Here is a 16,735-nt window from a genome sequence, read left to right as displayed (position 1 = left end):
GGAGGCCGGAGCCGTGCTTTACGGCTCCGGCACCGGCAATACGATTACTGTCAATGCACCGGAAACCATCATTCGCGGGTTGGAAATCCGTGGTTCCGGCGACAATCTCTTTGATCTCAATTCCGGTATTTTCATCGCCAAAACCGCCACCGGCGCACGGGCGGAGAATAACCGGCTGATTGATAATCTCTACGGCATCTATCTGCATGGTGCCAAGGATTCCGTAGCCGAAGGCAATGAGATTATCGGCAAGCGCGGCGTGCGCATGGCGCAAACCGGCAGCGGTGTTTCCATCTGGAATGCACCAGGTGCAAAAGTACTGAATAATATCATCCGCTATGGCCGCGACGGCATTTATACCAATGCCAGCCGCAAGAATATTTTCCGCGGTAATCTCATGGAAAATGTGCGCTTTGCCGTCCATTATATGTACACGAATGACAGTGAAGTCAGCGATAATATCTCGCGCAATAATTCTGTCGGCTTTGCCATTATGTATACCAGCCGGCTTAAAATTACCGGCAATCTTTCCGATGGCGACCGCGATCACGGGTTGCTGCTAAACTATGCCAACAGTTCCGTCATCACCGGCAATCGGGTGATCGGCAGAATGCAATCGGCTGACCGCTGGATGGATGCCGGTGTTCAAAGCGCCGAGCACGGCATGCCAGCACCGGAAACTGACCCGTCTGCAGAGACTGGCAACCTGCGATTGGGGCCTGAGAAATGCGTTTTCATCTACAACGCCAATAAAAACAAATTCACCGGCAATCAGTTTGAAAATTGCAGCATCGGCATCCATTTCACGGCCGGTTCCGAAGGCAATGTGATGAGCGGCAATGCCTTCATCAACAACCTCAATCAGGTCAAATATGTCGGCACCCGTAATCTCGACTGGTCGGCCAAAGGACGCGGCAATTTCTGGAGTGACAATCCCGCCTTTGACCTCAATGGCGACGGCATTGCTGACAGCCCCTACCGGCCGAATGATCTGATCGACAAAGTGCTGTGGACAGCACCGCAGGCCAAAATTCTTATCAACAGTCCGGCGATCCAGACGATCCGCTGGGCGCAGACGCAATTTCCCGCATTGATGCCCGGTGGTGTCATTGACAGCTATCCGCTGATGAAACCGCCTGCGATGCCGGTCAAATCCGGAGGCGAAAATAAATCATGACTGAAACTGTAAAGCTTGCCGGTGTCACCAAAACCTATGGCACATTCAATGCCATCAGCGATGCGTCCTATGTGCTGAATGCCGGTGAAAATATTGCCCTTGTCGGCCATAATGGTGCAGGCAAAACCACAATGATCAAGCTGATGCTGGGATTGATCCGCCCGACACATGGCAAAGTGCTGGTGCTGGGTGAAGACCCCGCAGCCGGACAATTTGCGGCACGGCGCAAGCTTGGCTATCTGCCCGAGCATGTCTCTTTCAATATGGCACTGACCGGACGGGAAACTCTGTCCTTTTACGCCAAGCTCAAATCCGTTCCCGCGAAGGAAACCGCCGCGCTGCTCGATCATGTCGGCCTGTCCCATGCGGCAGACCGGCGTGTCGGCACCTATTCCAAAGGCATGCGTCAGCGGCTGGGTCTGGCGCAGGCACTGCTCGGCAAACCCGCCGTGCTGCTGCTGGATGAACCGACAACCGGCCTTGATCCGGCCTTGCGCAAAAACTTCTATGATTTGCTGGAGGTTATGCGTGCGGAAGGCACCACCATTCTGATGTCCTCCCATGCGCTCACCGAACTTGAAAATCGTGTCGGACGGGTAATTATCGCCAATCGCGGCAAGGTCATCGCAGACGGTTCACTGGATGATCTGCGCCATATTGCGCGTCTGCCGGTGCGTATCCGTGTCAGTTTAGCCGAAGGGGAAACCGCACCGCACAGCACCGGACAATCCCTGCGGATTGGCTGGCGGAAAACCGGCTTTGCAAGTTTTGAGGCGGATGTCTCCGCAGAAGATAAAATGCAGGTTCTGAACTCCGTTATCGCTCAAAACCATAACATCACGGATATTGATGTCATGGCACCGACACTGGATGAGCTTTACGCCCATTTCCTCACAGTTAAAGAGGCCGCGGAATGAAAAATCTCATTCATATTGCCGGTAAGGAAATTCAGGAAGGGTTGCGCAACCGCTGGGTGCTGGCAACCACTCTGCTGCTGGCTGCGCTGGCACTCAGCATGGGCTTTCTCGGCAATGCACCGACCGGCACCACCATCGGCTCCAACCGGCTGGATGTGGTGATCGTCAGTCTCTCCAGCCTCACTATTTTTCTCATCCCGCTGATTGCGCTGCTGATCTCTCATGATGCTGTTGTCGGCGAGATGGAACGCGGCACCATGCTGTTACTGCTGAGTTACCCGATCGGGCGCAAACAGGTCATTCTTGGCAAGTTTCTCGGACAGCTCACTATTCTCGCTTTCGCGACCCTGTTCGGCTATGGCAGCACCGCCATAGTGCTTGCGCTGACAGGCGGCGGCATTGATGCGGCAAGCTGGCTGGCTTTGCTGTCGCTGATCGGCAGCTCTGTCCTGCTCGGCGCGGTATTCATCGCCATCGGTTTTTTCGCCAGCACAATCGTGCGTGAGCGCAGCACTGCTGCGGGCATTGCCATCGGTATCTGGCTGCTCTTTGTGCTGATCTATGACATGGCACTGCTTGGCCTGCTGGTTTTTGATCAGGGACAAATGATCGGCACTGCTTTGCTCAATATTTTGCTGCTTATCAACCCGACAGATGCCTATCGCCTGCTCAATTTCGGCACAGGCGGTGCCGGTGCCCTCACCGGCATGGGCGGCGTTGCTGGCACCACAACTCTGAGCGCAGGTGTCCTCACTCTGGCGCTGGGACTATGGACTGCCATCCCGCTCGGCCTTTCCATACTCATCTTTTCAAGGAAAGAACTATGAGACTGATCTCTCTTTTCATCCCCGTCATTGCCGCTCTTGCCCTGTCCGCCTGTTCGCCTGAAAAACAGGCTGAGACACCGGCACCTTTCGCGCTGACGGAAGCTGCCATGGGGCGCTATTGCGGCATGAATGTTCTGGAACATAGCGGCCCGAAGGGACAGATCATTCTGCATCCGGCAAGTGAAGCCATCTGGTTCTCCTCTGCCCGTGACACGCTGGCTTTTACCATGTTGCCGGAAGAGCCGAAAAATATCGCGGCAATCTATGTCTCCGACATGGCCAAAGCTCCAAGCTGGGAGCAACCGGGCGCACAAAACTGGGTTGATGCGAAAAAGGCTTTCTTTGTCATCAACAGCAATGCCACCGGCGGCATGGGGGCTAAAGAGACCGTGCCCTTCTCTACCCGTGAAGCGGCAGAGCAATTTGCCAAAGATAAAGGCGGAGACATCGTTACCTTTGCCGACATTCCGCAAGACTATGTTCTCGGCACCTCAGACACGCCTGCTGAAGCACCAATGAGCACACATCACTAATCTCATGAATATTTGCACGGAGGCTGCCATGACAAGCCGTATCAATCGCAGACGTTTTATCGGTATCAGCTGTGCTGCTGCGGGTCTGAGCCTCCTGCCGTTTCATGCCGGTGCATCTGCACATAATAATGCTGTGATCTGGCAGGGCTTTGCCCTTGGCGCTCCGGCAAAAATCATTCTGCATCATCCCGATAAGAGGGCCGCAGAAGCCCTCCTCCGGCAGGTTCGTGCGGAAATCGCACGTCTGGAAGGTATTTTCAGCCTTTACCGGCCAGACTCTGAACTTGCCTCGCTCAACCGCTCCGGTGCTCTGGCGATGCCATCGCCGGAGCTGGTTGAGTTGCTGGAAAAATGCCGTGGTTTTTGGGAAAAAAGCGGCGGTCTGTTTGACCCGACCATTCAGCCGCTTTGGACATGTCTTGCGCGGCATTTCTCCGCAGAACATGCCGCCGCCGCCGGCCCCTCCGCACAGGAATTGCAGCAAGCGCAGTCTTTAACCGGCTTTGATGCCGTGCGTTTCAGTAAAGACCGGATTGTTTTTGACCGCCCGCATATGGCCATGACCCTCAACGGTGTGGCACAGGGCTATATCACTGATCTGATTACGCAATTACTGGCAGACCACGGCGTTACCAATACGCTGGTGAATCTGGGTGAATATCGTAGTCTGGATAAGCAGCCCGATGGTACACCCTGGCAGATCGGTATTGCCGATCTTGAAACCGATCCGCAGCCCGATGCGATGCTGCAACTCTCCGGTAATGCACTGGCCACATCCGGCGGCGCCGGTTTCCGGTTTGATCCGGACGGGCATTTCAACCATCTGCTCAATCCGAAAGCTGCGAACAGTCATGAACTGTCTTCGTCCCGTTATCAGCGCCTGACAGTTATCGCGCCTGACGCAACTTCTGCCGATGCATGGGCGACAGCCTTCAGCCTGATGGAGCAGGCAGAAATCCGTGCAATCCTGCAAAATATGTCCGCAACTTCTGTCTATATAAAAACTGAAAAAGATGGTTTTCAGCGGTTAAAAGTCTGAAAATGATAGCAATATATTGAATTGCGCCACGCTTCACAAAGCTTTACTACTCATCCCACATTGATGAACACAGGGTCGGTCACGGCGACGGCTCTATAGCGTATCATGACTGCAAAGGGATGAGTATGATTGACCGGACGCTTGTCAGCGCATTGCCGATCTTTGCAGGCATGGAAGAAAGCGCTCTGGACAAACTGCTCTCCAATGCGGCTCAGCGCCCTGTTGCCAAAGGCGCTAAAGTCTTCGAGCAAGGTCAAAAAGCAACCTCATTCTACCTGCTTCTGCAAGGCCGGTTGAAAGTCATGCAGGTCACCGCCGGTGGTCAGCAGCTGATTGTGCGCGTCGTCCATCCCGGTGATTTATTCGGATTTGCTCTGGCAATCGGGCGCACAGAATATCCGGGCACACCGATTGCGGTCGCCGACAGTATTGTACTCGCATGGCCGATGAACATGATGAACAGCTTTCTGGAGCGCAATCCCACGCTGGCGATTAACGCCATGCAGATGATCGGCCAGCGGCTGGATCAGGCGCATAACCGTATCCGTGAAATGTCCACGCAGGAAGTGGAGCGCCGCATCGCCCATACGGTTATCCGGCTGGCACAGGAAGCGGGCATTCATGAAGGCGCCGATATCCGCATTGATTTTCCGATTTCGCGGCAGGATATTGCCGAAATGACCGGCACCACATTGCATACGGTTTCACGCATACTCAGTAACTGGGAAACCAGAGGACTGGTCAAAGGCGGACGGCAATTGCTTCTGGTTTCCAATCTGACCGGACTTAAAAGACTGGCCGAGCACGAAGACTAAAATACTCCACCATTTTTGTCCGGTTTTTCAGCCTCTTTGCGCCCCGACAAAGAGGTGTGTTTCAATCTGTCTTAAGAAACGGGCAGCCGCTGAAGCGGTTACCTTTTTTCGGAGACTGACATGAAACTTACCGCAACAAAACTGGCTCTGACAGCAGGCGTTTTCGCCCTCTTCACCCTGCCGTCTCTGGCTGCCGATATTGAAGTACACATGCTTAATAAAGGCGCAGAAGGCGCAATGGTCTTTGAGCCCGCCTATATCAAAGCCAATCCCGGCGACAACATCATCTTCATCCCGACGGATAAAGGTCACAATGTCGAGTCGGTCAAAGATATGATCCCTGAAGGCGTTGAAAAGTTCAAAAGCAAGATCAATGAGAATTACACGCTGACAGTTCAGCAGGACGGTGCTTATCTGGTTAAATGCACACCGCATTATTCCATGGGCATGGTCGCGCTGATCGTTGTCGGTGACAATCCGGCTAATCTCGATGCCATTGTGGCCGCGAAAAAGCCAAAACCGGTGCAGCAGCGCCTCGAAAAAGCAATTGCCAGCGCACAAAAATAACAGCCCTGCCTGATGCAGGTTTGCATACCGGCCCGCATGTTGAGATGAGGACACCGCTGTGAACGCCCCTGATACCGCTGACCATCTGAAAAACGAAAACACCAAAACCAGAAAACCAGTGCCGCGCGGGTTAAAAATGACCGGCCCTGTGCTTTTCAGTTATGGTTTCAGACCGTTTTTCCTCGGTGCCGGTATCTGGGCTGTGCTTGCCATGCTGTTGTGGATTTTATCCCTCACACTCGGCATGCCGCTGGGCGGTTCTTATGATGCACTCAACTGGCATGCCCATGAAATGCTGTTCGGTTTCGGTTCTGCGGTTCTGGCAGGGTTTCTGCTGACTGCTGTACCAAACTGGACCGGCAGCCTGCCGGTCTCCGGCACACCGCTGATCATTCTTGCCGGTTTCTGGCTGGCGGGACGTCTGGTCTTTCTCTATCCCGATCTCATCCATTTCTATGCGGCAATCGCATTGGAAAGCCTGTTTCTGCCATTGTTGCTGGTTATTTGCGCAAGAGAAATCATTGCCGGCAAACAATGGAAAAATCTGAAAGTGCTGATCGGTGTCACACTTCTCACCATCGCCAATCTGATCTTCCATTATACCGTGATAACCGATGGTGATATTACTTTTGCCAGCCGTATCGCTGTCAGTGCCTATGTGTTGCTGATTATGATTATTGGCGGCCGTATCGTGCCGAGCTTCACCCGCAACTGGCTCAACCGCAATCAGAAAACACGTTTTCCTGTACCGTTTAACCGCTATGATGCACTTTGTATCATCACAGGCGCATTAACGCTTTTAAGCTGGATAGTTGCGCCGGAAACGCCGGTCACACTCGTGCTCGCCAGTCTGGCTGCGATCTTGCATATTGCGAGACTGGTACGCTGGCGCGGCTGGGAAACAGCACCGGAAAAACTCCTGCTCATCCTGCATATTGCCTATGCTTTCATTCCCGCAGGTTTTATCGCTATCGCTTTGTCTGCAGCGGATATGCTCAATGCCTATTCAACATTGCATATCCTGACTGTCGGCGCTGTCGCGACCATGATGCTGGCTGTAATGGGACGCGCCACACGCGGACACACCGGCAATGCGCTCAGCGCATCTCCGCTCACCATTCTGTCTTATGTCTGTCTGATTGCCTCAGCACTCCTCAGACCATTTGCGGAAATTGTTCTGAATTATTTCCATACAATTCTGGCAGTGTCGGCGCTGTTATGGATCGCGGCCTTCACCCTTTATGTCATCGAATATGCACCGATGCTGCTGCAGGATCGCCGCCAGCGGGCAGAATAAAAACAAATCAATGAGCGCCGGAGCGTATCATCATCCGGTATGCTTCGCCGCTGGCATCAAAATTTCCGACCCATTGATGACCGGCATTTTCCAACTCCGGCAGCAAGAAATGCGGCTCGGCTGAAAACAGCGCAAAGATCACCGCACCTTCTTCAATTCTGCCAAGCAGGCGCAGGATTTCTTCCGTAACAGTCTTCTGATCCGGCAATGAATAATCCAGATAATGCATCGGATCCGGCCAGATTTCCGGCACCACGGTTCGGGCAGACAGGCTGACCGGCTTTATCTCTTCTGCGGTTTCTTCTGAAATTGCCGGAGAGAAAATGACCTCCCAGTCACCACCGGTAATTTCACGGGCAGCACAGGAAAAACCTTTCCGCTCCATGACCTGAAACAACGGCACCGGACGGAAAGTTGCAAGCAATCTGAGGGATTGCCCTTCCTGCAAGCCGGAAACAGTCTGCATAATCAGTGGAAACGGCTCACCGCCCTCGCGCAGCACCGGCCGTACATCCAGCTCAACTATTTGCATGTAAATCCCCCGTCATAGACAGAATCTTGATTCCGGTGCGTTTTCAGGAGGTCAGTTTAAACCGGAAGTCTTCAGAGAATAAACAAACCATGCGTGAATTATAATCATGGTTTGAGGACAAGATTTTGTTCTGTCGCAAATTGCTCGAAATAAGAATTAGCTTTTTAAAATTACGCTAAAATACACAGTGAGGTAAGCACGGACATATCGGTGACCGCGCGTAAAAGCGTGTGGTTTACACTCATTAAGAGCGTAAACCACAAAGCTGATTAACCGGCGGCCATCACTGAATGCGCCTGTCCGGTTTTGTTCAGGTCAGGAATAACGACGATATCACTGCCGTCACGCACATTATCATACAGATGCATCACATCCTGATTGACCATGCGGATACAACCGGAAGAAACGGATTTACCGATGGTCCAATATTCAGGTGAGCCGTGAATACGGTAAATCGTGTCGCGTCCGTCTTTATGGATATAATGGGCACGGGAACCGAGAGGATTTTGCAAGCCCGGCCCCATACCACCATTGGCGATGCTGTAAGGTTCAAGCGCCGGATTACGGGCTACCATTTCATCCGGTGGTGTCCAGCGCGGCCACTTACGCTTATAGGCAATTTTCGCACGGCCGGACCATGCATAACCGTCTTTACCAACGCCGATACCGTAGCGGGTCGCACGGCCACCGGATTTAATGTGGTAGAGATATTTATTCGGTGTATCGACGATAACCGTGCCCGGTTTCTCATCCGTGATATAATCAACTTCCGTACGCCAGAATTTCTCCGGAATTTTCGACACATCGACTTCAGGAACCTGATAGCCTTCATCCCACACTGCATAATACATTGGCGGAGTGACAGGCTTGATTTTGTTGGCTGCAAGATCAGCCGAAGGGCGCTTGGTTTCACCGGTGGAAACGCAACCCGTCAAAGCAAGAGCACTGGCTCCAAGCAAGAAATGACGACGGGAGAATGCAAATTCAGACATTTATAGCTCAATCTTCATTGGAATTGACCCCGAACTATCATGTCTGTCCTTAAGTCAGGCTTAAGAGCAGTCACGGGATCTTTCACTTCATTCATTTATCTTTTCTGATTTACTGAACGCGGGAGGCTGCGTTTTTCATTCAGCAAGTCTGAAACCTGAGAAACCACATCTATGACAACAACATGGTAAAAACAGAATTAACGTATGAAATAATAAGTTTTCTGGATGACCTGTGGCATTTATAACAAAGCCCTCTGCGTTTCAGGCAAAGGGCTTTGTTCATTTCGTACTTATGTCAAAATTCAGTTCTTGCCGTAACCGCCACCGGTTGGTGTGATGATGGTGAAAGCCTCACCGGCTTTCAGAACTACCTGATCGCAGCCTTTCAGCACTTCGACAGCACCGTCCTGACGGCGGACTTCATTGCGTCCCAGTTGACCGTCCTCACCACCTTCCAGACCAAACGGCCGTACGCGGCGATGGCCGGAGAGAATCGCAAATTCCAGTTCTTCCAGAGCGCGGATTGTACGATGCGTACCATTACCCGCTGTCCACTTGCCGCGACCGCCGGAATTTTCACGGATATGGAAATCTTCCAGCATCACAGGGAATCGGGTTTCCAGAATTTCCGGATCGGTCAGGCGTGAATTGGTCATATGGGTATGAACCGCATCGGCACCATTGAAACCAGGCCCTGCCGGCGCACCGGAGCAGATGGTTTCATAATACTGATATTCATTATTACCGAAGGTCAGATTGTTCATCGTACCCTGTGCCGCAGCCATGGCCTTGGTTGCACCAAACAGACAGTTGGTCACAGCCTGACTGACTTCCACATTGCCCGCCACAACAGCAGCCGGATAATGCGGTGACAGCATTGAGCCTTCCGGCACGATGATTTTGATCGGACGCAGACAACCGGCATTCATCGGAATATCGCCGTCCACCAGCACGCGGAAAACATAAAGCACGGCGGCACGGGTAACCGGCTGCGGCGCATTGAAATTATCAGGACGCTGTTCAGACGTACCGGTGAAATCAACCGTCGCTTCACGCTTCACACGGTCAATCGTCACTTTAACTTCAATCTTGCTGCCCTGATCCAATTCATAGGTGAACTGACCATCCGGCAATTGATCCAGCACACGGCGCACGCTTTCGGCTGCATTATCCTGCACATGCCCCATATAGGCTTTCACAACATCCTCACCGAAATGCACAATCATCTTGCGCAATTCAGCCACGCCTTTTTCATTGGCGGCAATCTGAGCTTTCAGATCATTGACGTTCTGCGTGAGATTACGCACCGGATATTTTGCGCCATTGAGCAAATCAGCCAGCGCTTCTTCACGAAACTGCCCCTGATCGACCAGCTTGAAATTGTCGATATAGACACCTTCCTGCTCGATATTCACCGCCAGAGGTGACATCGAACCCGGTGCAATACCGCCGATATCCGCATGGTGACCACGGCTGGCAACCCAGAAACGGATTTCTGTCTGCGCATCATCAAAGACCGGCGTACACACGGTCAGATCGGGCAAATGCGTGCCGCCATTATAAGGCGCGTTAATCAGGAACACGTCACCCGGTTTAATGACCGGATTTTCACGGATAGCTGTGGCAACAGACGCATCCATCGAGCCCAGATGCACCGGCATATGCGGCGCATTGGCAACCAGATTGCCTGTCGCATCAAAGACCGCGCAGGAGAAATCAAGACGCTCTTTAATATTCACCGAATAGGCGGTGTTCTGCAAAGTCACGCCCATCTGTTCAGCAATTGACATGAACAGATTGTTGAAAATCTCCAGCATGACCGGATCAGCTTCGGTGCCGATGGCAACGCGTTTCGGCAGCGCCTTAATGCGGGTCAGCACCACATGATCATGCTCGGTCAGGCGTGCCTGCCAGCCATCTTCAATGATAATAGTCTGGTTTTTCTCAATAATGATTGCAGGACCGGTAACAGTCTGGCCGCGCTGCATGGTTTCACGCACCACAACAGCTGCATCATGGAACGCACCTTGCGAGTAGAAGCGTGTCTGACGGTCAGCCTGCGCTTCAGTTGCCTCACCAATATTGCCTGCTGCCTCGCCCTCACCGGCACCACCGCCGACGGTTTCCAGTTCAACAGCATCAATGACCAGCGCTTTATTTTCCGCAATGAAACCAAAACGACGCTTATGCGCAGCTTCAAATTCAGCACGCAGGCGCGAAGCCGCATCAACCGCCGGATAAGTTGCCTCAACGGAAAGTACAGTATCTGTGCCCGCATAACGGATATGCGCACGCAGATGCTTGGTAATAACCTGCTCTTCCACGCCCTGTGCAGTAAGTTCAGCCACACATTCAGCGGCCAGTTCGGCACCAAGGCGCTGCAATTCTGCTGGCGCATCCGCATCAAGATTAGCACCCAGTGCTTTCTGACGCGTCGCGCGGATATCTGCCAAGCCCATACCATAGGCCGACAGCAGACCGGACATCGGATGCAGCAGAATATTCTTCATGCCCAGCGCATCGGCCACCAGGCAGGCATGCTGACCACCGGCACCGCCAAAGCAGCTGAGGGCATAACGGGTCACGTCATAGCCGCGCTGCACCGAGATTTTCTTGATCGCTTCCACCATATTGGCCACAGCAATACGGATGAAACCGTCTGCCACGCTTTCCGGTGAGCGATCATCGCCGATTTCATCGGCCATCTGCGTGAATAATGCGCGAACACGCTCAACATCCAGCGGCTTGTCCTGATCGGGACCAAAAATCGAAGGGAAATAATCCGGAATCAATTTACCGAGCATCACATTGGCATCGGTGACGGCCAGCGGGCCGCCATTGCGGTAGCAGGCAGGCCCCGGATTGGCACCGGCAGAATCAGGACCAACGCGGAAACGACCGGCATCAAAATGCAAAATAGAACCGCCGCCCGCTGCAACAGTGTGGATCAGCATCATCGGCGCGCGAACACGCACACCAGCCACTTCGGTCTCAAAAGCGCGTTCATATTCGCCGTCAAAATGCGCCACATCTGTTGATGTACCGCCCATATCAAAGCCGATCACCTGACCAAAACCGGCGGTTTCACCGGTACGGGCAAGTCCGACCACCCCGCCGGCAGGGCCGGAGAGAATAGCGTCTTTACCCTGAAACATATCCGCAGCGGTCAGACCGCCGGAAGACATCATGAACATCACGCGGGCACCGGTGCGCTCAACATCCAGCTCGCGGGAAACCTGTGCCACATAACGGCGCAAAACCGGCGACAAATAAGCATCAACAACAGTCGTATCACCACGGCCGACCAGCTTGATCAGCGGCGACACTTCATGGCTGACGGAGACCTGCTCAATGCCGATTTCACGGGCGATTTTGGCCACAGCCGCTTCATGGGCAGGAAATTTATAGGCATGCATGAAGACGATTGCGACGGCATTATAGCCTTCAGCTTTCAGAGCACGCAGCGCAGCTTCTGCCTGAGCCAGATCAAGCGGCAATTCAGTGCTGCCATCGGCCAAAACACGCTCATCAATCTCGACGACGCGGTCGTAAAGCGCTTCCGGCTTGATGATTTCCGTTGCGAAAATATTCTTGCGTTCCTGATAGCCGATGCGCAACGCATCACGGAAACCTTTGGTGGTCACCAGCGCCAGCTTTTCACCCTTGCGCTCCAGCAGCGCATTGGTGGCAACGGTTGTGCCCATACGCACTTCACCGATTGCACCGGTCGGTACCGGCTCACCGGTTTTCAGCCCCAGATGCAGGCGGATACCCTGAACAGCCGCATCCTTATAGGCAGAAGGATTCTCTGACAGCACTTTGCGGGCGTGGAGCACACCCTGCGGGTCACGACCGATAACATCCGTAAATGTGCCGCCACGATCAATCCAGAAGTCCCAAGCCCCTGAAATCTCTTGTGTCGCTGCGCTCATTATCGGCTCCCTCACAAAATTATGCCGTTACGCTGAATGTTTATTGGAAAACATAGTTTCATTTTATTGACAAAATGTCGATAAGATGGTGACATAAAATACACAGGATTGGGAGACTGGCAATATGAGCAGGAAAAAATCGCCGCCACCGGCAGATCATAATGACGAGTCATTTATGGCCGAGGTCAGCCTGCCTAAGCATTTGCGCCCTGTCCCTTCCATCGGCCCTATTGTCTCTTCCGCCCATCTGGCAGAAGGCGGTTCTACCGCTTTATCCGAAGTGGAATATGGTTTGATTCTCGCGTCCCATGCATTCTCCCGCTGGATGGTACGTTGCATGGCAGCCGCAGGGCTGCCGGGCCTCTCCCCGATTGAAATTCTGATCCTGCATTCCATCCGCCATCGCGGACGTGAAAAGAAACTTGCCGATATCTGTCTGGTTCTGGATATTGAAGACACGCATATTGCGACCTATGCCCTGCGCAAGCTGGAAAATGCCGGCTTGCTGACCACCGGCAAGGCTGCAAAAGAAAAGACCGTCCGTATTACCGATAAAGGCGCTGAAGCCTGTGCGCGTTATGCGCAGATCCGCGAGCGTCTGCTCGTGGATTCCACAGCCAATGCCCGCCCTTCGGAAGAAACCCTGTCGGAAGTGGCGGCTCTGCTGCGCTTTATGTCGGGTGCATTTAATCAGGCAGCCCGTTCTGCCATTACACTATAAGGATGACCGGAGTGAACGACGCACAGCTTCGCCAAACAGCTGAAACTCAGCCTCTGCTGGAAGTCAAAGATCTCTCGGTAGAGTTCGGCACCGCCCGCGTGGTGGACGGATTGAGCTTTTCCGTTCGTTCCGGCCGCACGACAGCGATTGTCGGCGAGTCCGGTTCCGGTAAATCCATTACCTCTTTGTCGGTGATGCGTCTGGCAGATATGCTCGGTGCAAAATTCCCTGAGGGCAAAATCCTATTCACCGGCTCGCAGGGACAGATGAACCTGCTCGAAGCCGAACAGAAAACCATGCGCGGTATTCGCGGCAAAGAAATTGCCATGATCTTTCAGGAGCCGATGACCTCGCTCAACCCGGTTTTCACCATTGGTGACCAGATTGCCGAAGTGCTGATACTTCATGAAAAAATGAGCAAGAAAGCCGCCCTGAAAGAAGGCCAGCGTCTGCTGGAAATGGTACGCCTGCCGGATGCGCAGGGCATGCTCAGCCGTTTCCCGCACCAGCTTTCCGGTGGTATGCGCCAGCGCGTGATGATTGCGATGGCACTGGCCTGCCGCCCTAAACTGCTGATTGCCGATGAGCCTACCACCGCCCTCGACGTGACCATTCAGGCGCAGATTCTGCACATTATCCGCGATCTCCAGAAAGAACTGGAAATGGCCGTGATCTTCATCACCCATGATATGGGCGTTGTCGCGGAAATGGCCGATGATGTGGTGGTGATGTGGAAGGGTAAAAAGGTTGAGGAAGGCGCGGTCAGCGATATTTTCGCCAATCCGCAGCATCCTTATACCAAGGTTCTGCTCTCAGCCGTGCCGAAACTCGGCAGCATGACCGGTGAAGATTTCCCGAAACGCATGCCGGTCACAATTCTGGAAGATAACAAACCGGTTCTGGTCGGTGAAACCCGCATTCAGGACACTGCCCGTCTCGATGAAGCGCCGCTCTTGTCGGTGCGCGATCTGTCTGTGCGCTTTAATATCAAGAAGAACCTGTTCGGCCGCACCACCCATGTGTGCAATGCGGTATCGCAGGTCAGTTTTGACATTCATCCGGGTGAAACGCTGGCTCTGGTTGGTGAATCCGGCTCCGGCAAATCCACCATCGGCCGCACAATCCAGCAATTGCAGAACCCGCTTTCCGGCGACATGCGTTTTAACGGCAAAGCCTTCTCAGAAATGAGTTCTGCTGAGCGCTTCCGCATGCGTCAGGAAGTGCAGTATATTTTTCAGGATCCGTTTGCCTCGCTTGACCCGCGCAAGACCATCCGCTTCTCGATTGCCGAGCCGATCCGCACCCACGGCCTCATTCTTGACGAGGCAGCGATCACCAAGCGCGTTGATGAATTGCTGGAACGTGTAGGCCTGAGTTCAGCCGTTGCCGGACGATATCCGCATGAGTTTTCCGGTGGTCAGCGCCAGCGTGTCTGCATTGCCCGTGCTCTCGCTTCCAACCCGAAGCTGATCATCGCCGATGAAGCCCTGTCCGCGCTCGACGTCTCCATTCAGGCACAGATCATCAATCTGTTTATGGATCTGCAGAAAGAACACGGCCTCGCTTATCTCTTCATCAGCCATGACATGGCTGTGGTTGAGAAAATGAGCCACCGCGTGGCCGTGCTTTATCTTGGTCAGATCATGGAACTCGGCTCACGCCGTCAGGTGTTTGAAACACCGTCCCATGATTATACCCGCCGCCTGCTCTCAGCCGTTCCTGTCGCCGATCCGCTGGCGCGCACCAACCGCGCAATGCTGGAAGGCGAAATTCCGAGCACAACACGCCGGATCGAGGACAAACCGCAGATCTGGCAGCATGAAGAAATCGCCAAAGGGCATTTCATTGCCCGCAGTGCATAAAATCTAACATCTGTTTCATTGTTTACAAAAGGGGAGTCGAGATTATGAAGCTTAAAGCATTATTCACAGCACTGACTGTCGGCACAGCATTGTCTGCTGTTGCCCTGTCATCCGCACCGGCATTCGCAGCCGGTAAAATGACTATATCCTCGCCGCAGGATCCGGGCAGCTGGGATCCGATTGACACATTTCTGGTCAACTGGGCATCTGTTGCCACCAATATTTATGACGGTCTGGTCTATCGCGGCCCTGATCTGAAAATCGTACCGGCGCTCGCAACCTCGTGGGAAGAGCTGGACGAAGGCAAGCGTATCCGCTTCAACCTGCGTGAGAATGTAAAATTCCACAATGGCGAGCCTTTCAATGCAGAAGCTGTTAAATTCACCTTTGAGCGTCTGCTCGGTGATGAAGGTGCCAAAGGCCCGCAGCGCTCCAACTATGTTGCAATTGAAAAAATCGAAGTTATCGACGACAAGACTGTCGATTTCCACCTGAAAGCAACCGATCCGGTTCTGATGACCAAGCTCGCCGGTTACGGCGCGATGATCGTGCCGCCAAAATATATTCAGGAAAAAGGCGATGATTTCTTCAACGCCAATCCTGTCGGCACCGGCCCGTTCAAAGTCACCAGCTACAAGCCAAAAGTCGGCATTCAGATGGAAGCTTTTGCTGACCATTGGGGCGGCGCACCAAAGCTCTCGGAACTTGAATACCGCTTCATCACCGAACCATCAACAGCCGTTGCCGAATTGCAGGCAGGCCGCGTTGATCTGGTAATCCCGCCAACAATTCCGATCGGCATGATCCCGACTATTGAAGCTGATCCTAATCTGGCGATTGTCACCACTGCCGGTCCAACCGTTTATTCGCTGCGTTATAATACCCGCGACGGTATTACCGCTGATGAACGTGTGCGTAAGGCGCTGATCCTCGGTGTTGATCGCGACACCATCATCAAGTCCATTCTCGGTGGTCAGGCTGAACCGATTGCCAGCCTTCAGGGCGCCCTCTCCTTCGGTTATGATGCCGAAATGAAGCCGCTGCCATACGATCCAGAAGGCGCGAAGAAGCTTCTGGAAGAGGCCGGTGTAAAACCGGGTGCAGCCGTGCAGATCGACATTCGCGGTAATGATGCAACTTTCAACGAAGTTGTGCAGGCTGTTTCCAGCTATCTGCAGATCATCGGTATCAATGCGACCATCAAGCCATATGAAACCAACGTGCTTCTGAACGACATCATCCCGCAGGGTAAAACCGGCGCGATGTTCCAGCAGTCATGGGGCGGCTGGACATTCGACTACGATAATACCGCTTATTCCATGTATCACGCCGGTGAAAAGTGGAACCCGTATGACAATGATCCGAAGTTGAATGAGCTGCTGGAATCCCAGCGCGCCATTACCGATCGCGCCAAGCGTGAAGAAATCCTCAAGGAAATCGCAAAATACGCAGCCGACCGTGCATTGGAAATGCCGCTTTACAATCTCAAAGCGATTTACGGCATCAACAAGCGCGTGAAAGATT

At 53.2% G+C, this 16,735-nt stretch carries 14 protein-coding genes; 11 read left to right on the top strand and 3 right to left on the bottom strand.

The features are described 5' to 3' along the window. The 8 genes from A918_RS21115 to A918_RS0118885 form a co-directional block, all read left to right on the top strand. Positions 1-1,177: nitrous oxide reductase family maturation protein NosD (locus A918_RS21115; RefSeq protein ID WP_022712568.1), on the top strand; the 1,177-nt coding region annotated here is incomplete at its 5' end. Continuing rightward, positions 1,174-2,094, top strand: a complete 921-nt coding sequence (locus tag A918_RS0118915) for an ABC transporter ATP-binding protein (protein ID WP_022712567.1) — start codon at positions 1,174-1,176, stop codon at positions 2,092-2,094. The genes A918_RS21115 and A918_RS0118915, both read left to right, overlap by 4 nt. Continuing rightward, a complete protein-coding gene (locus A918_RS0118910; RefSeq protein WP_022712566.1) occupies positions 2,091-2,921 on the top strand; it encodes an ABC transporter permease subunit in 831 nt (276 codons plus the stop codon). The genes A918_RS0118915 and A918_RS0118910 overlap by 4 nt, the downstream gene beginning before the upstream one ends. Then, positions 2,918-3,454 carry a nitrous oxide reductase accessory protein NosL gene (locus tag A918_RS0118905; protein ID WP_022712565.1) on the top strand — a complete coding sequence of 179 codons (537 nt, stop codon included), beginning with the start codon at positions 2,918-2,920 and terminating at the stop codon, positions 3,452-3,454. The genes A918_RS0118910 and A918_RS0118905 overlap by 4 nt, the downstream gene beginning before the upstream one ends. A 28-nt stretch (positions 3,455-3,482) precedes the next feature. Next, positions 3,483-4,493, top strand: coding sequence for an FAD:protein FMN transferase (locus A918_RS21110; protein ID WP_051139104.1), 1,011 nt, complete (start codon positions 3,483-3,485; stop codon positions 4,491-4,493). Between the two features lie 119 nt (positions 4,494-4,612). After that, positions 4,613-5,308: a Crp/Fnr family transcriptional regulator gene (locus A918_RS0118895; protein ID WP_022712563.1), complete on the top strand. Its 696-nt coding sequence runs from the start codon at positions 4,613-4,615 to the stop codon at positions 5,306-5,308. Positions 5,309-5,428: 120 nt separating this feature from the next. Continuing rightward, the gene (locus A918_RS0118890; protein WP_022712562.1) at positions 5,429-5,875 is read left to right on the top strand and encodes a pseudoazurin; all 447 of its coding nucleotides are present in this window, start codon (positions 5,429-5,431) and stop codon (positions 5,873-5,875) included. Between the two features lie 136 nt (positions 5,876-6,011). Next, entirely contained in the window at positions 6,012-7,172 is a 1,161-nt protein-coding gene (locus A918_RS0118885; RefSeq protein ID WP_084664917.1) for an NnrS family protein, read from the top strand. A 7-nt stretch (positions 7,173-7,179) separates the two neighbouring features. Here A918_RS0118885 and A918_RS0118880 read toward each other — a convergent pair whose 3' ends face one another. The 3 genes from A918_RS0118880 to A918_RS0118870 all read right to left on the bottom strand — a co-directional run bounded on the left by A918_RS0118880 (position 7,180) and on the right by A918_RS0118870 (position 12,628). Beyond that, positions 7,180-7,704 carry a DUF2249 domain-containing protein gene (locus tag A918_RS0118880; protein ID WP_022712561.1) on the bottom strand — a complete coding sequence of 175 codons (525 nt, stop codon included), beginning with the start codon at positions 7,702-7,704 and terminating at the stop codon, positions 7,180-7,182. A 269-nt stretch (positions 7,705-7,973) separates the two neighbouring features. Then, positions 7,974-8,696, bottom strand: coding sequence for a L,D-transpeptidase (locus A918_RS21105; RefSeq protein ID WP_022712560.1), 723 nt, complete (start codon positions 8,694-8,696; stop codon positions 7,974-7,976). Positions 8,697-8,998: 302 nt separating this feature from the next. Continuing rightward, a complete protein-coding gene (locus A918_RS0118870) occupies positions 8,999-12,628 on the bottom strand; it encodes a hydantoinase B/oxoprolinase family protein (RefSeq protein ID WP_022712559.1) in 3,630 nt (1,209 codons plus the stop codon). Positions 12,629-12,752: 124 nt separating this feature from the next. Here A918_RS0118870 and A918_RS0118865 point away from each other — a divergent pair, with 124 nt between their 5' ends. From A918_RS0118865 to A918_RS0118855, 3 genes are all read left to right on the top strand, one after another. Then, positions 12,753-13,349: a winged helix DNA-binding protein gene (locus A918_RS0118865; protein WP_022712558.1), complete on the top strand. Its 597-nt coding sequence runs from the start codon at positions 12,753-12,755 to the stop codon at positions 13,347-13,349. 11 nt (positions 13,350-13,360) lie between these two features. Continuing rightward, positions 13,361-15,211, top strand: a complete 1,851-nt coding sequence (locus A918_RS0118860) for an ABC transporter ATP-binding protein (RefSeq protein ID WP_033316279.1) — start codon at positions 13,361-13,363, stop codon at positions 15,209-15,211. Positions 15,212-15,255: 44 nt separating this feature from the next. Next, a partial coding sequence (locus A918_RS0118855) for an ABC transporter substrate-binding protein (protein ID WP_022712556.1) occupies positions 15,256-16,735 on the top strand: 1,480 nt, incomplete at its 3' end.

It is taken from the genome of Pseudochrobactrum sp. AO18b (assembly GCF_000409565.1).
Classification (GTDB): domain Bacteria; phylum Pseudomonadota; class Alphaproteobacteria; order Rhizobiales; family Rhizobiaceae; genus Pseudochrobactrum; species Pseudochrobactrum saccharolyticum.
Note: the sequence above shows the minus strand (reverse complement) of the source record. Positions and strands in the feature narration are given on the sequence as shown.